We start from the raw sequence: 20,388 nt of genomic DNA on the forward strand, positions 1-20,388 counted from the left end.
GTGTTCTAGTGCGCCCGGCTAGCTTGGAGTATTCGATAGCGCATCGGTGATAATTCCCTCGATGGCATCGACCACACCGCCGCCGTTGATAACCATGTACAGCACGCCGGCAAGCGCTGCGGCCGCGAGCGATCCCATGGCGTATTCAATCGTGCTCATCCCCTCATCGTTGCGGACGAGGGCGCGGGTGAGCTGGGAGTACTTAATAAATAGTGCAGACATTTTAGGAGTCCTTTCTTAAAAGGTGTGGTGGTTGAGTGGTTGAGTAGAAGTGAAAGGTGGTGCGTCTAGAAAAGCTGCGCGCCCAAGCTGATCACTACGGGCGCGAGGCCTAGAACGATGAATGCTGGCAGGAAGCACACCGCCAGTGGGAGGGCAATGAATACTCCTGCACGCTCTGCTTTAGCCGTAGCGTGAGCAGATGCTTCGGCGCGCAATGAAGTACAGATTCGCGTACATCCGGCGGCTATGGTGGCGCCGGATTGGCCCGATAAGATGACAAGCCCCGCCACGTCCTCTAGTCCCGCATGGCCTTTCATGTGGTCCCATGCAGATTCCGTGGGCACGCCAACCCCTAGGAGCGCGGATACCGTCTCCCACAGGTGCTGGGTATCGGCCTCTGCCGTGCGCGCGACTGCCGTAGCAGCCGCGTGCACCGTCAGGCCCGCACTCAGGCAAGCTGCGAAAAGTTCGATATCCCCGGCCACGAGGAGTGGATCCACGGTGGTAGATGGCTGGAGTTTGCTCATCAATCCCCCGCGCGCTGTTGCGCCATCGCGCTTTCTTGGGCCGGCGCGCGGGGTCTTCGCCGTGTGCTGCGCTGTGTATTGTGCCGTAGCCGGCCCCAGCCGCCCCTTGGTGGCCGGCAGCCCAACGAGCACGGCCAGCGCCAGGCAGATAAAGGCCATCATGGTGCCGCCTTCCTGATAATGACGCGGGACCAGGCAAAGCCGCCGCAGGCAAGCCCCACCCCGATGACCAGCAGGATTCCGCCTAATCCCCCGCCGAGCAAGAAGCCCAGCGAATTGGCCCCCATCGCCCCACCCATGGCGATGCCCGCAATGGGCAGGCAGGCCAAGACCGTGGCCGTAGCTTGGGGCCCTTGCAGGCCGGCCGCGGTGGATTGGTGGTGGCGGCGCAGCGCATCCATCCGGCTTTGGGCCTGCTCAAAGAGGCTTGCTACCGCAATGCCGTGCTGTGTCGATAATTCGAGCAGGTGGCCCAGCCGGGTAAGTTCTGCATCCGCATGGGCGCCAGAGAGCGCCACGTGTGGGGGCGCACCGCGCGCAGCGGCGGTAGCGGTGGATTCTAAGGCTGCGATCATATCCCGCGGCGTCGTCGCGGGAAGGGACTCCGCCCCGCGCGATAGCGCGCTTCCAAGGGTTGCCCCGGCGCGCAGGTCAGCCGTGACGACCCCAAAGTATCCGGCTAGGGCTTCGCGGCCGCGCCGGCGCGCGCGGGCGGCCATGATGTCCTTGATATACCACGACACGCACCAGGCGATGATCGCTGCCGCAACCGCAATGCTCATCCGCCCGACCGAGAAGAAGACCAAGCTGCCACAGAATACGGCGCCCAAAATGGCTAAGGAGCTGGCCTTTATCCGGCTGCCCTTGCCAGCAATGCGGGCCGCGCTCGAGGGCACAGACAGCAACAGCGCTGCGGCGAGCAATAAGAAGCTAAGCATCCGCCTGACCTCCTGCTTCTTCGTGCGGTTCCTCCAACAGCGCGGCCGAGAATTCCGCAAAGCCGGGCGCGGGGCCCTCGGTTGCACTCCAGACGATGCGCGGGGTGACCGGATTGCCCTCTAAGACGCCGATATGAGCCAGGCGCCGGCCATGTGGCGTGCGCTCCATGGTCAGCACCACGTTGACGGCGGCCGCTAATTGCGAGTGCAGGGCGCTGCGGTCCAGGCCGCCGAGTGCGCCGAGGGCCTCCATGCGGGCGGGTACCTCAAAGAGGGAATTGGCGTGCAAGGTACCCGCGCCGCCATCGTGGCCCGTATTCAGCGCGGCGAGGAGATCGACTACCTCTGGACCTCGAATCTCACCGACGACGATGCGGTCCGGGCGCATGCGCAGCGCTTGCCGCAGCAATTGCGCCATGGTGATTTCCCCGCTGCCCTCCGCGTTTGCCCGGCGCGAGACGATGCTCACGCAATGCGGGTGGTGGGGTGATAGCTCCGCCGTATCTTCGATGACCACGATGCGCTCACGCTCGGATACGGTCCCTAAAAGCGCCGAGAGCAGCGTCGTCTTTCCGGAACCGGTGCCGCCAATGACGAGGAAGGACAATCGCTTGTCCACCATCGCGGCAAGCAGCTGGCCGATGTCCGCCGGCACGGTGCCATTGGCCACCAACTGCGGCAGGGTGGTCTGCGCCTGACGCAATACTCGCAGGCTAATGCACGTTCCGCCCACGGCGGGTGGGCTTAAAAGGGCATGCACGCGGAGCACGACGCCATCGGGGCGCGTAACGCGGCCATCGGCAAAAGGCTGGGCATCATCAAGCCGCGTTCCCGAGGCCGCGGCCAACCGGGAAGCGAGCTGTCGCACCTCCCCATCGTTGCGAAAGGTGATATCGCTGCGCTCTAATCCTTCACCGCGGTCCATAAAGACGTCCTCTGGCCCGTTGACCACGACATCAGTGACGCCCTGCCGGGCTAATAAGGCATCCAGTGGCCCCATGCCGGTGGCATCCTGGCGCAGGCACCGGAGCAGATCTACCACGGCGACGTCACTGATAACCCCTGCTTCTTCCCGGATCCGCCGGGCCAGGCTAGGGGCGTCGTGCACCAGATCCGGCTCGGCGGCAATGACGCGCTGCATCTTCTCCATGGTCTTTTCCATGGTTTCGGCCGAACTATCCATCGCCGCGCTCATGCCCCTACCTCCTCGCGCACCGCACGGGCGGTTTTGGCAAGCGCTGCGGGAAGCCGGGCCGGTAGTCCACCGATCTCGATGCTGCGGGTGAGCCCGCGCACGGTGGGCAATTGGGCGCTGACTCGGTGGTGGATGATGTCTTCTACCTCTGGCGCGCTGAGAGCCGCCCACTGCCGTTGGCGCAGGACCACCACGATGTCGCGCCGGGCCTCATCCATGCGCAGGATGAGTTGTGCGGCCGCCGCTGCCGAGCGCACCTCCGCGGCCACCACCAACACCACGTGCGTGCAGGCAGCCGGGATATTTTCGGCCGTGCAATCCACCACGCACAAGCCCTCGCCCGCGTGCGCCGCGGACGTCGCCGCCGCCAAAAGCGTGGCATCTAGCGTGAAGGTGTCTTTCACCGTGCTGCGCGCTGCGGATAGCACCGCTATGCCATCGGCGGTAGAAGGCAAGGCGCGGTAGAGATCGGCGGCGTCGATGCTGCCATCGCCAATATTGAGCTCTGGCCAGCGAGCGCCTGGCAAAGCTTCCACGCCGAGGAGGAGATCGAGGCCGCCGGAGTGCGCGGTGGCATCGATAAGCAGCGCCCGCGCCTGCTCACCCGCCATGCAGTGGGAGCGCGCCAGGGCGGCGGCAAAGGTGGAGGTGCCTACCCCACCGCTGGCGCCCACCACCGCGATGGTGGCGCTACCGGGGCGATCTTCTGGTGGGTGCGCGGCTTGGGCGATTGCGGCCAACAGGTCTTTAATCTCCGCGGGGATTATAAAGGCGTGGTCCGCATGGCAGGCAAGCGCCGCTTCATAATCGATGGGCCCTGGGTCCGCGGCGAGGAAAAGCACCGGAGCGGGAGCGGTCTGCGCGGCTTGGGCCGAGGCGATAACGCGCGCCATGAGCGCGTCGACCAAGACCGTATAGGCTCCGGGGAGGCTGCGCGGGATATCGCGGGGATCGGTTACCGTGATGACCTCGTGGCTGGTCGCGGCGGCGGCATGGACCGCCTCGGCGCGCAGGGCTTCCTCGCCTATGGCGACGACGATGGTGGAGCGAGAGTGTGCTGTATTCATGTCCCCTAGCCTGAAGCACCCGCGCCACCTGCACTAGGGACGGGACTTCCCGCCTGTGGATAAGCGGGCGAAAGCCACCACTTAGCGCTCAGTTAGTTGAATTTCCAACAAAACCTTGTGGATAACCGTAGATATAGGTGACGGCCCGCGCATCGGGGGGTGCGCGCGGGCCGTCAGTAACCCGGCCTCGGGGGGCGAGCCGGGGCAGGCCACACAGTATATCGGGGCCTTGCACCGATTATTATGACACGTTCATTACCCGATCACAACAGCTAAGAAAAATAATCTACCTGCACGGCGCTGACCTGCGCCGAATGGATGTTCGCCGCCTACCGAATACGAGGATACGGCTAGGCCGCGCGGGCGATGGCATCGGCTTCTTTACCGCCTGCCGCCCAGGCTGAGAGGTGAAAAAGCACCACCTCACCGGGCCTGTCGCGGTAGTTCGCGCGGCACTCGCGGTAGTCCTTGGAATGGCGGTGGAAATACACCTCTGGAACGGCGAACCCGCGGGGATCAAAGCCGGTATGAATAGCGGCAAGGCGGGCCGCAACGCGCGCTACGACACCGCTGCGCGGGCCAAAGAATTCACCGGCCGCGATTTCGGCATGCACGACGCTTGGCAAGAGATCGCGGAATGCGGGGCCGCTGCCCTGCGCAATCAGGCGCGCCAAGCCCTGCAAGCGCGTACTATCGCCGCTGGGAATCCCGTTTCCTCCGGCGGCGACGTCGATGCGCGCGAGCACCTGCAGCGGCGCGCGGGCAAAGGAGCGGACGGTGGAATCCACCACCTCAGGCGCCGCCACGGAATACGCGCTGACCGCGCCGGCGAGCGGCCCGCTTTCCACATCGCCCGGGCCAGGGTGTGGGGGGATGGCGTGCCCATCCAAGGCCACGCTGGCGCGCGCCCCGCGCATCAAGGACTCCGCGGAGATGACCTCATACCTGCGCAGCCCGGCCGGCCTGCGGTGGGCGCGCGCGATGGCTGCTGCGGCTTTTTCCGCACCTTCTTTCACCCCCGGGAAGCGAAATAGCGGGGATAACGCGTCATTTTCTGGCATATACATTAGGATAGCCCTAGACGCCCCGAGCCCCGAACGCCCCCTGTGACTGGCGCGGCACCATAAAACCGCGCTGTATCTATTATCATTGGGGCCGTTACAAGGTTTAGATGAAAACGAGGAGAATTAATCGTGAGCAACGATGGATTATTTACTGACGGCACCGATCAATTCGCACCAAAGGTTAATTCGATTCCTTTGAGCGATGTTGATGCATCGTCCTCCGAAACCTCCATCGGCAAGTTGGTCTCCAATGCCACCGAGCAGATGTCCCAGCTCGTGCGCTCTGAGGTAGAGCTCGCCAAGACGGAGCTGGCGGAGTCCGCCAAGAAGGGCGGCATTGGCGCCGGCTTCTTCGGCGCAGCGGGCACCATCGCGCTGTACAGCTCCTTCTTCTTTTTCTTCTTCCTCGCTGAGCTCCTCGCCCTCTGGCTGGACCGCTGGGCTGCCTTCTTGATCGTCTTCCTCGTGATGATCGTGGCGGCCGGTGCCCTCGCCCTACTCGGCGTCAAGAATGTCAAGAAGGTTAAGGCACCGCAGAAGACCATAGATTCCACCAAGGAACTCAAGAACCTCATTCCGGGCAAGGCGCAGAAGTCGCTGGACCGGAAGGACACTCACGGCCTGTATACCTAAACCGCACGCACTATTAGATCCGCCTCAGCCTTTCCTGGGGCGGATTTTCTGTACACATAGAAAGGCGCCTTGTCCTCCATGGCCTTAGCACCACTGCCCCCCTCCACGGTTGAGCTGGAAGGACCCTTTGCGCACGAGTTTGTCCACACCCGGGGCATCCGCCTGCACGTGGCCATAGCGGGCGATAGTGCCGACCCCCTCGTTGTTTTTATTCACGGCGCTTTTGGCGGCTGGTTCGATTTTCAGGAGGTCATCGGGCCCCTCGCCCAGTGCGGGTACCACGTTGCCGCGGTGGATATGCGCGGCTTTGGCATGTCCGATAAGCCGCCCATCGATCCCGGCCAAGATATCCGCACCCTGGTCGGGGATCTGGATGGCCTCATCCAGGCATTGGGCCACGATGATGCCTATATCGTCGGCGCCGATACCGGTGGCGCGGTGGCGTGGTGCCTGGCCGCCGAGCGCCCCAATCGCGTGCGCGGCTTGGTTTCGGTCTCGGCCGCGCACCCGGTTGATATCCGCCGCGCCATCGCCGCCCGCCCCTGGGATTTTGGGTGGATGATCCTGCGTTCCCTCCTCTGCCACCTGCCCAAGGTCACCCGCGCGAATACCCTGCTGCTCAGCCCCCGGGCCTACCGCAAGGAGCTCAGTTTGGATACGGGGCCCGCGCTTGCCAATGCCACCTTAGAGTCCATCCTTGCCCTGCGCCTGCGCGCCTCCCAGATTGGCAAGGTGCGCCGCGGGATCCTATGGAACCACCGAATGCGCACCGCCGTGGTGCCGTTGAACTGGTCCGAATTAGCCGTCAAGCGCCCCGTCCTTTTCATCCACGCCCAACAGCGCCTGTGGAACCCCGTCATCCAGCGGGCCTCCCTGCGCGCCCGCGCTGGTTTTAGCGCCACTTCGATTCCTGGCGCCAAGAACCTGCCCTTCCTCGAGGCCCCTGAACAGTTCGTCGACGAGCTGCGCCGCTGGCTCGACGCGTAGGGCGGATTGCCCTACGCGGGTCCAACGCGAAAGCTAGTGCGCCACGCACTCGCCGGTTTCTACCGGGCGCTGCAATTGGGTGACATCCCCAATGTTGCCGATGACCTCATCTGCAGTCAGTGCGTATCCGGTCTCAGAATCATCCACTGAGGCACCGAAGATAACACCCAAGACCTCGCCCGCGGTATTGACTAGGGGGCCGCCAGAATTGCCCTGTTGGATATTGCCACGCACGGTATAAGAATCGCGCTCTACCCGGCCTTGGGAGTAGATATCTGGCCCGGCGATGGTGATGCGATCGCGCACCCGGGCCATTTCCGCATTAAAGGGACCGGAGTGTGGGAAGCCCATAACCATGGCATCATCGCCGGTCTGCGCCGACTGCTGCGCCCACGGCAGGGGCTGGATACCCAGATCCGGCGCATGCAAGACGGCGATATCGACCTCTGGGTTGTAGTAGACCACCGTGGCGTCTTTCAGCCCGAGCTTCGTATCCAACCTCACCGTTTGGGTGCCGGCCACTACGTGCGCATTGGTGACCACGTAGTCATTATCCACCACAAAACCGGAACCCATGAGGCGGCGGGAGCATTCTTCGGCATCGCCAAGCACATGAATGATGGACGGGCGGATGCTGCGCACCAGCTCCGGATCCTGCACGTCTGGGGCGGGGTCCTCAACGTCCTTGCCGCTGATGGAATTTTCCCACGGCGAGACCAAGGGCGGAAGCCCCGATTCATTGAGCAACGCCGCCACGCCATTGGGAAGGGAAGCCAGGCGCGTCGGTGCGGCCGCGTTGAGGTTGCTCAGGATGCGGGAATCGCGCAGCCCCTGCCCCGCGGATCCGCCCAAATTGGTGGCCACGGGAATGGAAATCATCCAGATGACAATGAGCGCGATGAAGGACTGAAAAACCGCGCCGAATAACGAATCTATCCGCTGGGTGCTGCGCGCCTTCATGCGATCGCGCACGCTGGTGCCCAGGGAGGAACCGATGATTTGCCCAATGCCCACCAGCAAAACCAGGATGCCAACGAGCAGGAGCAGGCGCAGCGAAGGCTCGTCTACCTTGCGCAATACGCTAGGCGCTACGGCGATACCCACCACAAGGCCCGCGCCCACGCCGATGGCAGAGAGCACCGCGGCGAGCGCGCCATTGCGCCAACCACTGAGCAGTGCTGCTAATACGGCAAGCACGATCAAGCCGTCAACAATGAGCGCAGCAGTCATGGATTTGGTTCTTTCTTCATCGAAATCTCGTGCGTCCCCCGACGCCTTAAGCGCGCGGGCAATTAGGACATCTTCTCATTATTGCGGGACTTTTTGAGGGTGTCACGCAGGTCTATGACCGAATTGTTATCCCACGGTACGCTCCACCCAGAATGATCCAATAACGCTGCCAGCACCCCGGCAGTAAAGCCCCAAATCACGTAGTCATTGGCATAAAACGCCGGCCCTTGCCACTGCTTGAAGCCCACCAGCAGGCGGTTGCGGGGATCAATGAGCTCCTTAATCGGAACGAAAAACACATCGTCGGTCTCCGCCGGGCTTGCGGGATAGACCTCGCCCGGCTGCTTCCAGTGGGCCAAAATCGGGCTTACCGGATTTCCAGTGGCGCGAATGTGCAGCTGTTCCCACTGTTCTAAGGGCGTGACCGTGTGGCGCTGCAGGTCGGTTTCCTCCCATGCCTCCCGCAGCGCGGTGTCTACCAGCGAGGTATCGCCCGGATCCCGCCGGCCGCCGGGAAAGGCAATCTGGCCGGAATGCGAGCGCATGGACGGCGAGCGGTGCGTCAGCAAAATCTCGCCACTCTCCACGCTGTTCCCGCTCAGCAGCATCAGCACAGCGGCTTCTCGCTTGATCGGCACTTCTTCCTCCGAGCCATTGAGCTGCGATGCCTGCCGTTTACCAATGAGCTCTTGCACCTGACTCGTATCGACGCCCAGCGCGGGTTTTATCCACTCGGGCGCGTATTCGGGCCATAATTTACTCATCCAGCAAGCGCCTCCTCAACCGTCTTTTCGATCTCGCCCGCAGAGGTAAACGGCTGCGCCGCCTGTTTTATCACTTCGCCATCGCGGAGAATCACAGTCACGGGAACCACGCCCGGCAGTCCCAGCGTGCCCGCGAAGCTATTATCCGGATCTTGGAAGCTCGGCAGGTCTACTCCCACATCGTTGAGAAAGGCAGCCCCGTTGGCGGCGTTTTTATCCGCGTGCACCCCAATGACCTTCCAGTCAGGGTGAGACTTTGCCACCTCGTCCAGGTGGGGCAATTCCGCGCGGCACGGCTCGCACCACCATGCCCACACATTGGCGATGGTAATGCCTTCATCCGCCTTGTCCCCTTCGCGTGCATCATCGCCGCCCAAGCATTCCAGTTCCACTCCGGCGATGGGCCCCGCGGGGCAATCTGGGCGCTCGGCCACGTCCTGGTCACCCGCCGCGCCCGATTCCGATCCCGCGCCAGGGGCCTGCGCCGAATCGCCCGTGCCGTTGTCATCCCCACGCAGCTGCATGACCCCCACCACCACGAGGGCTGCGATGACAATGGCCGCAATGACGGTGCCGAAGACGTATTTTTTCATACCGCTAGCTTAATGCAGCTGGGCACAGATCCCGCACCACGCAATTCCCACACTCCGGGTTCCGGGCATGGCAGACGCGCCGGCCGTGAAAAATGATGCGGTGGGAAAACATCGTCCACTCGGCCTCTGCAATGAGCTTGGCGATGTCCCTTTCTATCTTCACCGGCGTGTTCTCCCCCGTCAGCTCCAGGCGCTGCATCAGGCGGCTAAAGTGCGTATCCACGGTAAGGCCCGGTACCCCGAAGGCATCGCCCAGCACCACCAGCGCCGTCTTGCGGCCCACCCCAGGCAGGGAGGTCAGTTCCTTTACGGTCTGTGGCACCTCGCCGCCGAATTCAGAAACTAGGCGCTCGCCGATGCCCATAAGATGCCCCGCCTTCGCCCGCTGAAACCCCAGCGGCCGCAGGATCGCCTCCAGATCCTCCCGGCTGGCTGCCGCATAATCGGCCGCGGTGGGATAGGCGCGAAACAGCTCAGGGGTTACCGAGTTCACGCGCGCATCCGTGCACTGCGCGGAAAGCACCGTGGCCACCAAGAGTTGGAGGGGAGAGTCGAAATCGAGCTCGCACCGCGCATCGGGGTGTTCGCTTGCCAATCGCTCGTTAATGATGGGCGCTCTCTTACTCGGGGCCGCGGTGGCCGGCAGTGATGAACTCATGCCGCCAAGCTTAGTAGGATAGGAATACATGATTTCACTTGTTATTTTTGTACCGCTTGGTATCGCCCTTTTCGCCCTCCTCATGGAAAAATTGGAAGCAGTTGTCTTCGCCGATTAGCCGGAAATCCGCTGGCTGTAACGCTAGGGGCGTAAGTGAACCCATTTCTGTCGTGTGACCATTATGGGGACAGTGTCCAAAAGTGACTAACTGCACTGTAAAATGGGGTAGGCTAAAAATTGACCCCGCTTGTTCCGCATTAGCGTGCCTCCCTGGAGCCCGCAAAAGGATGTGGCCCAAGCACTTTAGTGACTTTTCGCAGTCGACATCCAAGGAGTAAAACGTGGAAGGCGTACAGGACACCCTCTCCCGCGCCGGAATCTTCCAAGGCGTTGATCCCGTAGCAGTGCAGAATCTTCTCGAGCAGATGGAGACAGTGCGCTTCCCGCGCGGTACCACCATCTTCGATGAAGGCGAGCCCGGTGACCGTTTGTATATCATCACCTCCGGCAAGATTAAGCTCGCCCGCCACGCCCCGGATGGACGCGAAAACCTCCTGACTGTGATGGGTCCCTCCGATATGTTCGGTGAGCTCTCCATCTTCGATCCGGGCCCACGCACCTCGTCCGCCGTCTGCGTGACCGAGGTCCAGGCCGCCACCATGAACTCCGAGCTGCTGGATAAGTGGGTCAGCGATCACCCCGCCATCGCCCAGCAGCTGCTGCGCGTGCTGGCCCGCCGCCTGCGCCGCACCAACGCCAACTTGGCGGACCTCATCTTCACCGATGTGCCCGGCCGCGTTGCCAAGACCCTGCTGCAGCTGGCTAACCGCTTCGGCGTCCAGGAAGGCAGCGCGCTGCGCGTCAACCACGATCTCACCCAGGAAGAGATTGCCCAGTTGGTGGGCGCTTCCCGCGAGACCGTCAACAAGGCCCTAGCCACCTTCGCCCACCGCGGCTGGATTCGCCTCGAGGGCAAGTCCGTGCTCATCGTCGATACCGAGCACCTCGCCCGCCGAGCGCGCTAAAACCAAACAATTCCCTCCGTCCCCCGTGCATAAGCACTAGGGGTGGAGGGAATAAACGTTTTAAGCCGGCTGCCTGCCGCGCAGCGCGTTAGTTTTCGGTACCGGTACCATCGGTACCGGTACCGTCGAGGTACTTCAACGCGGTGCGCGTGGACTGCTCTGCGGCATGGCGCAGCACCGGATCCACATCGTCATACATTTCATTGACCAAGGTGGTCAGGTCCACGTCATCGCCCAGCCGGGAGCGAATTTCCCGGATCTGGTCGAGGCGGTAGTGGCGGCGGTCAATGTACTTGCGCGCCACCTGCGAGGTATCCTCCAAATCCGGCCCGTGGCCCGGGAAGAGCGGAACATCCTTGCCGCGAGATTCCAGCACATCCAGGGTATGCAGGTAATCGGCCAAATCGCCGTCCGTTTCTGAGAGCAAAACGGTGTGGCGCCCCGCGATGGTATCGCCGGTGATAATGCCTTCTAGCCGGGAATGTTCTACCTCACCGCTCCACACGAAAAAGGACGTGGAATCCGCGGTGTGGCCCGGCGTGTGCAGGACCTCCAGTTGCGGGGTGATGCCTTCCAAAGTCAGAATTTCACCATTCTGCAACGCCTCCGCGCCATTGCAATAGCTGGGATCGAAGGCGCGGATGGGCGCGCCGGTCATCTGCCGAAGCCGTTGCGCGCCCGAAGCGTGGTCATCGTGGCGGTGGGTAAGCAGAATTAAAGCCACCTCACCGGCATGGCGATGCACAACGTTGAGGTGGCCTTCATCTTCCGGCCCCGGGTCTACGACGATCGACCGAGAGTCTTCAGAGGCACTGATAATCCAGGTATTCGTGCCCTCGAGGGCGGTATAGCTGGGATTATCACAAAGAACTACGCCAACGGATTGGCTTACGGGACGCAATTGACTGTATGCGGGGTGCTCCATGCCTACCAGCCTAACCGATCACTCAGCGATCTCTACGATCAATTCGATCTCCACCGGAGCATTCTTTGGCAAGGCAGCTACGCCGACTGCAGAACGCGCGTGCGTGCCAGCCTCGCCGAATACCTCCCCGATGAAATCCGATGCCCCGTTGACCACCGCGGGCTGTTCTTCGTAGCTGGGATCCGAAGCCACGAAGCCAACGATCTTGATCACGCGGGAAATATTGTCCAGCCCGATCTCCGCATCGACAGCCGCCAACGCGTTGAGCACGGCGGTGCGAGCCTGTTCCTGGGCCTGCTCCGTGGTGACATCAGCGCCGACCTTGCCGGTCACCGGCAGGGAGCCATCTACCAAGGGAAGCTGGCCAGAAGTCCATACCTGGTTGCCCACGCGCAGCGCCGGCACATAGGAAGCCAGCGGCTTTGCGACACCCGGCAGCTCCACCCCTAATTCTTTCAAGCGAGCGGAAAAGCTCATTTACTCTGCCACCTCGCGCTTGAAGTAGGCCACCACGTTCTCCGGGTTCGGGCCAGGGGTGATGGAGACCAATTCCCATCCGTCTTCGCCCCAAGAATCAAGGATCTGCTTGGTGGCGTGGGTCAGTACTGGTGCGGTTGCGTATTCCCATTTAGTCATGGGGTTCATTCTAGCGATTTAGTACGACTTATGCCGCCCCTATTTGGCAGCGCTGCCACCGCTACGCGGGCAGTCACACCCCTGACCGCCTTAAATACCGACGAGTTCGCCACCCTTAGCCAGGTAATTGGCCCAGTCCGTGATGTGGGGGTTCTTGCGCAACAGCGCGCGGCGCTGGCGCTCGGTCAGCCCGCCCCACACGCCAAATTCCACGCGGTTATCAAGGGCATCTGCGCGGCATTCCGTTAATACGGGGCAGTGGCGGCAAATGACGGCGGCTTTGCGCTGTTCAGCGCCGCGCACGAATAATGCGTCCGGGTCCTCATTGCGGCACTTTGCTTGAGTGACCCACTCACCACGCTCGGGATTTCGGGCTGTATTGGACATTCCCGCAGTCTTCACTCGAACGGTCATGGGTGAGTGTTCTCCTTCCCAGACGGAATACTATGTACCGAAGCCTGAGTCTATTCACTAGAACGCGAGATTGTCTACGAGGTCACACTTTAGGGGGTGCAGGTCACCTTCCCCATTGCCAGGCAGACCACGTAGGGTATTGGGCGTGACTGTCTTCAAATCTTTGTCCAAGATAGCCCTGTCCACGGTCTTGGTAGCCGCGCTCATCGCGCTCGCGCTCGCCCCCTTTGCGGGCATTTCCGGCGTGGCGATCGCCCGCACCAACCAGACCATGCAATCGGACCTGCAAGACCTAACAGCGGGCAATATCCCTGGTGTTACCACGGTGCAGGATGCCTCGGGCAAAGATATGGCCTATGTCTATAGCCAACGCCGCCACCCCGTAGATGGTGACGAGATTTCGGATGCGATGAAAAACGCCATCGTCTCCATTGAAGACGAGCGCTTTTACGAGCACGGCGGCGTTGATCTCCAAGGCAATTTCCGCGCTCTGTGGACCAACCTGACCTCCGGCGGGGTATCTCAGGGCGCATCCACCATTGACCAGCAGTACGTCAAGAACTACCTCCTGCTCGTCTCCGCACAAAACGATGAAGAACGGGCTGCTGCGACCGCGCAGTCCGCCACCCGCAAGCTGCGCGAAATGCGCATGGCAACGCAGATGAATGAGGAGTTGGATAAGCAGGAAATCCTCACCAATTACCTCAATCTGGTCTCCTTTGGTAACCATGCCTACGGTGTGGAAGCCGCCGCGCGGACCTACTTTGATAGCCACGCCGCGGACCTCACGGTGCCGCAGGCGGCGATGCTGGCGGGTATGGTGCAGTCTTCAGAGCGCCTCAACCCTTATACCAATGAGGAAGAGGTGCTTGACCGCCGCAACGTCGTGCTCCAATCCATGGTGGATAACGGCTATCTGGAGCAGGCGGATGCGGATGAGTATAAGGGGGAAGAATTGGGCGTCGGCAAGCAGCCCAATACCCTGGCCAATGGCTGCATCGGCGCAGATGATCGCGGTTTTTTCTGCGATTATGTGCTGCAGTACCTCGAGGAAAAGGGCATAGACCAAGACCAGCTCGCCCACGGTGGATACACCGTAAAGACCACGCTGGACCCGCAGGTGCAGGATTCGGCGCTGTCCGCAGTGCAGTCGCGCACCAACCCAAATGCCCAGGGCGTCGCTGAGGTGATGGACGTTATCGAACCGGGCACGTCGGACCGCAAGGTCCTGGCCATGGTCTCGTCCCGTGCGTACGGGCTGGACCAAGACAATAATGAAACCCTGCTGCCGCAGACCAACTCCTTGGTGGGCAATGGCGCCGGCTCGGTTTTTAAGGCCTTTACCGCCGCAGCCGCCCTCGAATCTGGCTACGGCATTAAAAATACGGTGGATGTGCCCACCCGCTACGAAGCCGAAGGCCTTGGCCACGGCGGCGCCGATAACTGCCCCGCCAACCGCTACTGTGTGGAAAACGCGGGCAACTATAAGGCCACGATGACACTGCAAGAGGCCTTGGCCCACTCGCCCAATACGCCATTTATCAAGCTCACCGAGCAGGTTGGCGTGGCACCCATCGTAGATATGGCAGTGCGCCTTGGCCTGCGCTCCTATGACGAAAAGGGCACCTTTGATAAGGACACCTCCATCGCGCAGCGCACGAAGGACGCCAATTCCGGTTCCTTTACCTTGGGCCCCAACCCGGTAAATCCGCTGGAGCTATCCAATGTCGGCGCAACGATTGCCTCCAATGGCCGGTGGTGCGAGCCCAACCCCATTGACAAGGTCCTGGATAAGGACGGCAATGAGGTCTACCTCAAGGAGACCCCGTGTGAGCAGGCGGTAGACCAGGATGTGGCCCACGCCCTGGCCAATGCGCTGTCTGAAGATGCCAAGCAGGGAACCGCCAAGGATGCCGCCCACGCTGCTGGCTTTAGCTCCCCCGTCGCCGCCAAGACCGGTACCACCGAGTCCAACCAGTCCTCGGCGTTTTTGGGATTCAACGATGGGCTCGCCGCCGCTCCTTATATTTATAACGACGGCACCGATACCCAGCCGTTGTGTACCTCACCTGTGCGCCAGTGCACCGGCGCCGGCAACCTCTTTGGTGGCTTGGAGCCCGCGCAGACATTTTTCACCATGGCATCGCAGCTGCCGCGGGCTACCCAGGGTGGTCTGCCCAATTACAATAAGAAATACGATGACGGCACCACCGGGGATAAGCTGCTCGATAGCTTGCGCGGGAAAAACGAGTCGCAGGCCCGCAGCACCCTTGAGGCCAAGGGCTATGTGGTAAAGACCTCCCGCGTCGTCGGCGGGGATGTTCCCTACGGCCGCGTGGTGCGCGCGATTACCGGCAAGGATGGCAAGAAGGACGGCGCCGAGATTACCCTGCAGCTTTCCGATGGCACCTCTGCCACCCAATCCCCCTCCAGCGGTGTGGGCAGTGCGAATACGACCGGCACACAAAATAACACCGGCAGCGCGAACACTACCGGTGTGAGCAACTGGGGAGGAAATAACGGCGGCGGATTAAACCTCAGCCCAGAGGACTTTGGAATCCGCCAAGAAGATATCGATAACTTCCGCAACGATATCCGCAATCTCCTCGGCCGCTAAAGATTAGTTAAGCTGGCCTTTTACCTCAGCGGAAAGGCGCTTGCCGTCGGCCTGGCCGGCGGCTTTTGCATTGGCCACCTTCATGACCGCACCCATCTGCTTCATGGTGGGTGCTTCGCCGTTTTCCTTTTCTACCTCAGCAATTGCTTCTTCTACCAATGCCTTCAGCTCCGCGTCATCGAGCTGGCGCGGCTGGTAGGCCTCGAAGAAGGGGACATCGACAAGCTCAGCCTCTGCCAGTTCCGGGCGGCCATTTTCTTCATAGACCTCTGCGGACTCGCGGCGCTTTTTAATCTCGCGCGCGATGACCTTGAGGATGTCTTCATCCTCCAGCTCATGGCGGAAGCCAGTGGTTTCCTCGGCCTGGATTGCCGCGAGCAGCGCGCGAATGGCGCTGGTGCGCTGCTTTTCCTTGGCCTTCATCGACGTTTTCAGATCTGCTCGGATAGTATCTTTTAGCTCGCTCATGCCTTTCAATATACGTCCATTTAAGGCAGGTAGTGTAGAAGCTGTGAAACTTCAACGGATTCTTGGCGGCGTCGCCGCCGGCCTAGGTGTTGCTGCTTGGGGCTTTAGCGAGCTCACGAAATTCGAGCTCAAGGAATTTACCCTTCCGCTCCTGCCCAAAGGCACCCTGCGCGGCGAAGAAGAGTTCCGCCTGCTGCACATTTCTGACCTGCACATGATCCCGGGGCAACAGACCAAGATCGATTGGGTCTCCGCCCTCGATGCGCTGGAGCCAGACCTCGTGGTCAATACCGGCGACAACCTCTCCGATAAGCAGGCCGTACCCGATACCCTGCGCGCACTCGGCCCGCTGCTCGCCCGGCCCGGCGTCTTCGTGTTTGGCACCAATGATTATTGGGCGCCGCGCCCGGTCAACCCCTTCAAGTACTTGCTGGGCAAAAAGCGCGAGCCTTCCTACGTTGACCTGCCTTGGCGCGGCATGCGCGCGGCCTTCGTGGAGCACGGTTGGTACGACGGCAACCAAGCCCGCCACGAGTTCAAGGTAGGCAATGTCCGCCTCGCCGTGGCTGGGGTGGACGATCCGCACCACGACTTGGATGATTATTCCGAAATCGCCGGCCCGCCCCACGAGGATGCCGATCTATCGCTCGCCCTGCTCCACGCCCCCGAGCCGCGCGTGATCGAAAAGTTCGCCGCCGATGGCTACCAGCTTTCCCTTTCCGGTCATACCCACGGTGGGCAAATTTGCCTACCTGGGTCGCGCGCCATCGTGACCAACTGCGGCATTGATCGCCCGCGCGCACAGGGCCTGCATGATTTTGGCCCTATGAAGATGCACGTCTCCAATGGCTTGGGCACGTCCAAATTCGCCCCGGTGCGTTTATTCTGCCGCCCCTCTGCCACCCTGCTGAGGATCACTGAGGCGGACTAGACCTGCCGTTTTGTCGATCTCATTCACCATGCGTTAAAGTATCTCAGTACTGCTTTTAAGCAGTAAACCGGGATATGGCGCAGGTTGGTAGCGCGCTTCGTTCGGGACGAAGAGGTCGCAGGTTCAAATCCTGTTATCCCGACAGTAGACCGCAGGAAACTGCGGGCTTTTTCGGATCAAATAGCAAAAAATGTGTGGGTTAAACGACAAAATGTGTTGTTTTCTGGCGTGTCGGGGTAAACGACATTTTGTGTTGGTGGACTGCGTGGTTTAGGGCATGTGGCCTTTGCGTATTCCCATAGAGTGGTTGTAGGCAACTGTCGAAAGTTGCTGGTCGGCCGTATTCACGGCCGATGGTGGCTTGTGTTTCTTGGTTGGCTAGGGTGTGTGCTTTGGCTCGTGGGTCTGCGCCCTGATTCGCCCACTTTCCTGGGTCGGCCTCTAGCGCGAGTGACAGTGGCTTTACAGGCGTTCCATCGCCATCGCTGGTGCATAGGTGCTTGTAGTCCCGTATTTTGGTGCACACCTCGCTACAGACGGGGCATCGAGGATGATTCTTACTCATCCATTCATCGTGAACCTCAGCGCTTAGCACATCAGCACGCCCCCGGCGGTATTTCAGGTCCGAGGCTGCGTTATGTCTCCGGATAAGTGAAATAATCCTAATACCAGCAGGCCAGACGGGCTAAACATATAACTTCACCAACACATCCTGTCGTTTAGGCCAAATGTGTCTCGGTTTCAGCGTAAGCCTTGGTTAGCTTGTCTAAATAGGAGCTGAATAAGCTGTTGTGACCTATTCGGTCCTGCTGTTTGTTCAATCCATCGGAATGGCACCTGCATGTGGTGTGCGGTGAGTTGGTTGAAGTTTCCGATGCCTACTAACCGACCACGATACCCTATTTGTGCAGGGAAGATGAAGAAAATGACACAACATTCAAAGGTGGGGCGAACATAACATTGGCTCCTGCATTCACCGACCTTGATACCCAGACCTGATGAATCTAGGGACGAGATAAGATCACCCCCTGTTTGGGGTTCCTTTCTTTCGATATTCTAGACACCCGATCCAGAACCACAAGCTCAGAGCGCACACAGCCTCAAGCAAGTGCACCGCTGTCACACTTTATGAGAAAATGGAAAGCAGCCCGACGGAGACAATCAACGGGAAACCCAACCGGATTTAAACTGGACGGGTTGAACACAGAAAGGACGCAGCATGAGCAACACGCTTCACAAGAACGCGGCTGATTGCGGGAAGATGCTTGCATTTTCGGACTCCACAGGTCGCGTAACCCACGTTGCGAAAGAAGATATGAACCAAGATATCGAGCTTCTTTACTCCAATCCCGATGCCCTTCGCGTATTCCGAGATAGCCTGGAAGATTACGCAGACGGCCGATTTGTGGATTTTGAACTCTAACTGACCAGCAAGAAGAAATGCCACGCTTCAAGATCCAGTTTGCTCTATCCGCCGCAGAAGACCTTGAGAAAGCGCTAGCCAAGTATCCCGACAAGAGGAAAAGGGTCAAGAAAGCAATTGGGTTCTTGGAAGACCCAGGTCCTTCATACCCAAGCCTTAAAACGCATACCATGAAGGGTAAGACGGCCAATAATGGTGAGACCATCTATATCTCTTATGTAGAGAATCACACTCCCCAAGCATGGAGGATTTACTGGTGCTACTGGGGACCTGACAATATTAAGGTTCTGTACGTTGGCCCCCATGAATGAAGCATAACCACCGACAAAATCTTCAACCCCACCTTCGTCCGTGAAGGTGGGTTTCTTCTTCAGACTGAAGTGTCCTAGGTTTTATTCCGTTTGAGCAGATGAGAAAATCTGGAACACTTCAAACTGCGTTTTCCCAACGGAACCGGCTACGGAAACTGATTGTGCAGGTGGGCGGGTAGTTTCGCAAAAGACCCTTCGCCTTGGATTCCAGGGCCGCTGCTTCTTAGGCCAGCATCCCAGTAAAGAACGCGATGGCAACGAGGAAGATGGAAAATACCCATGCGATGGGGAAGGCTATCTTGAGGTACTTGCCCATCTGCCCCTCCGCCAGTCCCAGCGCCAGCCACAGCGCCGGCGAGAATGGGGAGACGAAGGTTCCCACCACGTTGCCGATAATGAGGGCGCTCGCAGCGCCCATACCGCTGACGCCGAAGGACTCCACCGTGCCCTGCACGATGGGCAGTACCGAGAAGTAATACGCGTCCGTGGAGGTCAACAGATCCAGCGGAACCCCAAAGAATCCCACGATGACGTGCAGATACGGCGCCACGCTTTCCGGCAGGACATTCACCAGGCTCAGCGCGATTTCTTCTAGCATCTTGGTCTCATTGAGCACGCCCAAAAACATCGCGGCCGCAATGATCACTCCGGCCATGGACAAGGCGTTGGGGGCATGACGCCGCAAGGCATCGCCTTGCTCCATCGCGCCGTCGAAGTTCACCACCAAGGCAATGGTGGTAGCAATGAGGAACGCGGGCGCCGGTGGCAACAAGCCAGAAAGCAAGGCTGCGAGCACAGCCAAAGCAACGACGATATTCGCGATGGTAACCCACCGGGATTTCCGGTACCTGAACCCGAGTTTCTGCTGTTCCTCGGCCTGCTTGGCGGAAAAATCATCCGCCAAGGAGTTCACGTCCACAGAGATGGTGCCCTTAATCTCGCCGCTTTCCTGTAGCTTGGCCAAGCGGCGCTTTTCGCGCCAACCCAACAGGGTGGCAGTAGCAAAGATGAGGACCACTGCCACACCCTGAATGGGCAATAAGTGCAGCCAAATATCGTTCGGGTCTTGCTCAACCACCGCACCGGCACGCCCCAGTGGCCCGCCCCACGGGACCATATTCATCACCGAAGCGGCTAGGGCCACGATGGTAATTAGGACATAGCGCGACATGTGCAGCGCCCGGTACAGCGGCAGCAATGCGGGAATCGTAATAAGGAAGGTCGTGGAACCCGATCCATCGAGGTGTGCCACGATGCCGATGGCGGCCGTGCCTATGGTCACGGCCATGACATTGCCGCGGGTCGCCTTGATGAGGCTGCGGATCACCGGGGTAAAAAGCCCCACATCCTGCAAAATGCCGAAGAAAATGATGGCGAAGATGAACATCACCACGACGTTGATGACAGAACTTAATCCTTCACCAAAGAAATCCGCGATATCTTCTACGCCGAAACCGGCTATCACAGCGCCAATGACGGGCACCAAGGTCATAGGAATGATGGGATTAACGCGTCCGCGGATGAGGATGCCCACCGTCACAAAGATGATGGCCAATCCCATCAGGGTCAGCCCCAGGGAGGTCTGCATTGCGCTCCTTCAAAAGTCACTGGCGCCCGCCTGGCGCACGCCATTAGCCAATGGACGTATAGCTAATGTTAAACATTACTGTGTGGTAGCGCACATTTCTGCCGTGGGCCGCATGCATCAACCCTGGCCCGGCCGTGGATAAATAGCTTTGGGCAAAACGGGAAACGACGGG

General features: G+C 60.3%; 22 protein-coding genes, 1 tRNA gene and 2 pseudogenes. 7 read left to right on the top strand and 18 right to left on the bottom strand.

All coding sequences use genetic code 11. The annotated features are described in order from the left end of the window. Positions 1-18: 18 nt before the first annotated feature. The 6 genes from ABRP86_RS00980 to ABRP86_RS01005 form a co-directional block, all read right to left on the bottom strand. Positions 19-222 carry a DUF4244 domain-containing protein gene (locus ABRP86_RS00980; protein ID WP_005276515.1) on the bottom strand — a complete coding sequence of 68 codons (204 nt, stop codon included), beginning with the start codon at positions 220-222 and terminating at the stop codon, positions 19-21. A gap of 65 nt (positions 223-287) precedes the next feature. Next, on the bottom strand, positions 288-911 hold the full coding sequence (locus ABRP86_RS00985; RefSeq protein WP_349862109.1) for a type II secretion system F family protein: 624 nt from the start codon (positions 909-911) through the stop codon (positions 288-290). Then, positions 908-1,687, bottom strand: coding sequence for a type II secretion system F family protein (locus ABRP86_RS00990; protein WP_349862110.1), 780 nt, complete (start codon positions 1,685-1,687; stop codon positions 908-910). The genes ABRP86_RS00985 and ABRP86_RS00990 overlap by 4 nt, the downstream gene beginning before the upstream one ends. After that, positions 1,680-2,882 (bottom strand): TadA family conjugal transfer-associated ATPase, encoded by a 1,203-nt coding sequence (locus ABRP86_RS00995; protein WP_349862111.1) that lies wholly within the window; start codon positions 2,880-2,882, stop codon positions 1,680-1,682. Before ABRP86_RS00995 ends, ABRP86_RS00990 begins: the two co-directional genes overlap by 8 nt. Next, positions 2,879-3,949, bottom strand: coding sequence for a septum site-determining protein Ssd (gene ssd, locus ABRP86_RS01000; protein WP_349862112.1), 1,071 nt, complete (start codon positions 3,947-3,949; stop codon positions 2,879-2,881). The genes ABRP86_RS00995 and ssd overlap by 4 nt, the downstream gene beginning before the upstream one ends. 350 nt (positions 3,950-4,299) lie before the next feature. Continuing rightward, complete coding sequence (locus ABRP86_RS01005; RefSeq protein ID WP_349862113.1) at positions 4,300-5,016, bottom strand: oxidoreductase; 717 nt, start codon at positions 5,014-5,016, stop codon at positions 4,300-4,302. A 126-nt stretch (positions 5,017-5,142) separates the two neighbouring features. On the opposite strand from ABRP86_RS01005, the gene ABRP86_RS01010 reads away from it, so the two are divergent. Together ABRP86_RS01010 and ABRP86_RS01015 are read left to right on the top strand one after the other, a co-directional pair. Next, positions 5,143-5,646 (top strand): phage holin family protein, encoded by a 504-nt coding sequence (locus tag ABRP86_RS01010; protein ID WP_023025036.1) that lies wholly within the window; start codon positions 5,143-5,145, stop codon positions 5,644-5,646. Between the two features lie 78 nt (positions 5,647-5,724). Beyond that, complete coding sequence (locus ABRP86_RS01015) at positions 5,725-6,633, top strand: alpha/beta fold hydrolase (protein ID WP_349862114.1); 909 nt, start codon at positions 5,725-5,727, stop codon at positions 6,631-6,633. A gap of 33 nt (positions 6,634-6,666) precedes the next feature. On the opposite strand, the gene ABRP86_RS01020 is transcribed toward ABRP86_RS01015, so the two are convergent. The 4 genes from ABRP86_RS01020 to nth all read right to left on the bottom strand — a co-directional run bounded on the left by ABRP86_RS01020 (position 6,667) and on the right by nth (position 9,878). Further along, positions 6,667-7,863: a MarP family serine protease gene (locus ABRP86_RS01020; RefSeq protein WP_349862115.1), complete on the bottom strand. Its 1,197-nt coding sequence runs from the start codon at positions 7,861-7,863 to the stop codon at positions 6,667-6,669. A 62-nt stretch (positions 7,864-7,925) separates the two neighbouring features. Continuing rightward, the gene (locus tag ABRP86_RS01025) at positions 7,926-8,627 is read right to left on the bottom strand and encodes an NUDIX hydrolase (RefSeq protein ID WP_349862116.1); all 702 of its coding nucleotides are present in this window, start codon (positions 8,625-8,627) and stop codon (positions 7,926-7,928) included. Beyond that, complete coding sequence (locus tag ABRP86_RS01030; protein ID WP_349862117.1) at positions 8,624-9,220, bottom strand: TlpA family protein disulfide reductase; 597 nt, start codon at positions 9,218-9,220, stop codon at positions 8,624-8,626. The genes ABRP86_RS01025 and ABRP86_RS01030 overlap by 4 nt, the downstream gene beginning before the upstream one ends. A 4-nt stretch (positions 9,221-9,224) precedes the next feature. Next, entirely contained in the window at positions 9,225-9,878 is a 654-nt protein-coding gene (gene nth / locus ABRP86_RS01035) for an endonuclease III (RefSeq protein ID WP_349862118.1), read from the bottom strand. A gap of 341 nt (positions 9,879-10,219) precedes the next feature. Between nth and glxR the strand changes: the two genes are divergently transcribed. Further along, entirely contained in the window at positions 10,220-10,903 is a 684-nt protein-coding gene (gene glxR / locus ABRP86_RS01040) for a CRP-like cAMP-activated global transcriptional regulator GlxR (protein WP_005276495.1), read from the top strand. Between the two features lie 88 nt (positions 10,904-10,991). Here the strand turns inward: glxR and ABRP86_RS01045 are convergent, their stop codons facing one another. The 4 genes from ABRP86_RS01045 to ABRP86_RS01060 form a co-directional block, all read right to left on the bottom strand. Beyond that, positions 10,992-11,828, bottom strand: a complete 837-nt coding sequence (locus ABRP86_RS01045; RefSeq protein ID WP_284771980.1) for an MBL fold metallo-hydrolase — start codon at positions 11,826-11,828, stop codon at positions 10,992-10,994. An 18-nt stretch (positions 11,829-11,846) separates the two neighbouring features. After that, the gene (locus ABRP86_RS01050; protein WP_349862119.1) at positions 11,847-12,305 is read right to left on the bottom strand and encodes a RidA family protein; all 459 of its coding nucleotides are present in this window, start codon (positions 12,303-12,305) and stop codon (positions 11,847-11,849) included. Then, on the bottom strand, positions 12,306-12,464 hold the full coding sequence (sp36, locus tag ABRP86_RS01055; RefSeq protein ID WP_126318073.1) for a Sp36 family protein: 159 nt from the start codon (positions 12,462-12,464) through the stop codon (positions 12,306-12,308). 90 nt (positions 12,465-12,554) lie between these two features. Beyond that, positions 12,555-12,878 (bottom strand): WhiB family transcriptional regulator, encoded by a 324-nt coding sequence (locus ABRP86_RS01060; RefSeq protein WP_005276491.1) that lies wholly within the window; start codon positions 12,876-12,878, stop codon positions 12,555-12,557. A 145-nt stretch (positions 12,879-13,023) separates the two neighbouring features. Here ABRP86_RS01060 and ABRP86_RS01065 point away from each other — a divergent pair, with 145 nt between their 5' ends. Further along, complete coding sequence (locus ABRP86_RS01065; RefSeq protein ID WP_349862120.1) at positions 13,024-15,495, top strand: transglycosylase domain-containing protein; 2,472 nt, start codon at positions 13,024-13,026, stop codon at positions 15,493-15,495. 3 nt (positions 15,496-15,498) lie between these two features. Here ABRP86_RS01065 and ABRP86_RS01070 read toward each other — a convergent pair whose 3' ends face one another. Then, positions 15,499-15,963, bottom strand: a complete 465-nt coding sequence (locus ABRP86_RS01070; protein ID WP_349862121.1) for a GatB/YqeY domain-containing protein — start codon at positions 15,961-15,963, stop codon at positions 15,499-15,501. Between the two features lie 43 nt (positions 15,964-16,006). On the opposite strand from ABRP86_RS01070, the gene ABRP86_RS01075 reads away from it, so the two are divergent. Both ABRP86_RS01075 and ABRP86_RS01080 read left to right on the top strand, forming a co-directional pair. Further along, entirely contained in the window at positions 16,007-16,894 is an 888-nt protein-coding gene (locus ABRP86_RS01075) for a metallophosphoesterase (RefSeq protein WP_349862122.1), read from the top strand. Between the two features lie 68 nt (positions 16,895-16,962). Further along, a tRNA-Pro gene (locus ABRP86_RS01080) sits at positions 16,963-17,036 on the top strand. 128 nt (positions 17,037-17,164) lie between these two features. On the opposite strand, the pseudogene ABRP86_RS11570 reads toward ABRP86_RS01080, so the two are convergent. Both ABRP86_RS11570 and ABRP86_RS11575 read right to left on the bottom strand, forming a co-directional pair. After that, a pseudogene (locus ABRP86_RS11570) lies at positions 17,165-17,300 on the bottom strand (IS1249 family transposase); the annotation flags it as partial. Positions 17,301-17,337: 37 nt separating this feature from the next. Continuing rightward, positions 17,338-17,459: pseudogene (locus ABRP86_RS11575) on the bottom strand (transposase-like zinc-binding domain-containing protein); the annotation flags it as partial. Positions 17,460-18,113: 654 nt separating this feature from the next. Here ABRP86_RS11575 and ABRP86_RS01085 point away from each other — a divergent pair. Continuing rightward, the gene (locus ABRP86_RS01085) at positions 18,114-18,317 is read left to right on the top strand and encodes a hypothetical protein (protein WP_349862123.1); all 204 of its coding nucleotides are present in this window, start codon (positions 18,114-18,116) and stop codon (positions 18,315-18,317) included. A 534-nt stretch (positions 18,318-18,851) separates the two neighbouring features. Here ABRP86_RS01085 and ABRP86_RS01090 read toward each other — a convergent pair. Then, entirely contained in the window at positions 18,852-20,216 is a 1,365-nt protein-coding gene (locus ABRP86_RS01090) for a CitMHS family transporter (RefSeq protein WP_349862124.1), read from the bottom strand. Positions 20,217-20,388 lie beyond the last annotated feature (172 nt).

This window comes from Corynebacterium sp. KPL3927 (assembly GCF_040225835.1).
Lineage (GTDB): Bacteria > Actinomycetota > Actinomycetes > Mycobacteriales > Mycobacteriaceae > Corynebacterium.

Coding starts and splice junctions, on each gene's coding strand:
- ABRP86_RS00980 (WP_005276515.1), bottom strand. CDS start 222: ATGTCTGCACTATTTATTAAGTACTCCCAGCTCACCCGCGCCCTCGTC.
- ABRP86_RS00985 (WP_349862109.1), bottom strand. CDS start 911: ATGATGGCCTTTATCTGCCTGGCGCTGGCCGTGCTCGTTGGGCTGCCG.
- ABRP86_RS00990 (WP_349862110.1), bottom strand. CDS start 1,687: ATGCTTAGCTTCTTATTGCTCGCCGCAGCGCTGTTGCTGTCTGTGCCC.
- ABRP86_RS00995 (WP_349862111.1), bottom strand. CDS start 2,882: ATGAGCGCGGCGATGGATAGTTCGGCCGAAACCATGGAAAAGACCATG.
- ssd (WP_349862112.1), bottom strand. CDS start 3,949: ATGAATACAGCACACTCTCGCTCCACCATCGTCGTCGCCATAGGCGAG.
- ABRP86_RS01005 (WP_349862113.1), bottom strand. CDS start 5,016: ATGTATATGCCAGAAAATGACGCGTTATCCCCGCTATTTCGCTTCCCG.
- ABRP86_RS01015 (WP_349862114.1), top strand. CDS start 5,725: ATGGCCTTAGCACCACTGCCCCCCTCCACGGTTGAGCTGGAAGGACCC.
- ABRP86_RS01020 (WP_349862115.1), bottom strand. CDS start 7,863: ATGACTGCTGCGCTCATTGTTGACGGCTTGATCGTGCTTGCCGTATTA.
- ABRP86_RS01025 (WP_349862116.1), bottom strand. CDS start 8,627: ATGAGTAAATTATGGCCCGAATACGCGCCCGAGTGGATAAAACCCGCG.
- ABRP86_RS01030 (WP_349862117.1), bottom strand. CDS start 9,220: ATGAAAAAATACGTCTTCGGCACCGTCATTGCGGCCATTGTCATCGCA.
- nth (WP_349862118.1), bottom strand. CDS start 9,878: ATGAGTTCATCACTGCCGGCCACCGCGGCCCCGAGTAAGAGAGCGCCC.
- ABRP86_RS01045 (WP_284771980.1), bottom strand. CDS start 11,828: ATGGAGCACCCCGCATACAGTCAATTGCGTCCCGTAAGCCAATCCGTT.
- ABRP86_RS01050 (WP_349862119.1), bottom strand. CDS start 12,305: ATGAGCTTTTCCGCTCGCTTGAAAGAATTAGGGGTGGAGCTGCCGGGT.
- sp36 (WP_126318073.1), bottom strand. CDS start 12,464: ATGACTAAATGGGAATACGCAACCGCACCAGTACTGACCCACGCCACC.
- ABRP86_RS01060 (WP_005276491.1), bottom strand. CDS start 12,878: ATGACCGTTCGAGTGAAGACTGCGGGAATGTCCAATACAGCCCGAAAT.
- ABRP86_RS01070 (WP_349862121.1), bottom strand. CDS start 15,963: ATGAGCGAGCTAAAAGATACTATCCGAGCAGATCTGAAAACGTCGATG.
- ABRP86_RS01085 (WP_349862123.1), top strand. CDS start 18,114: ATGAGCAACACGCTTCACAAGAACGCGGCTGATTGCGGGAAGATGCTT.
- ABRP86_RS01090 (WP_349862124.1), bottom strand. CDS start 20,216: ATGCAGACCTCCCTGGGGCTGACCCTGATGGGATTGGCCATCATCTTT.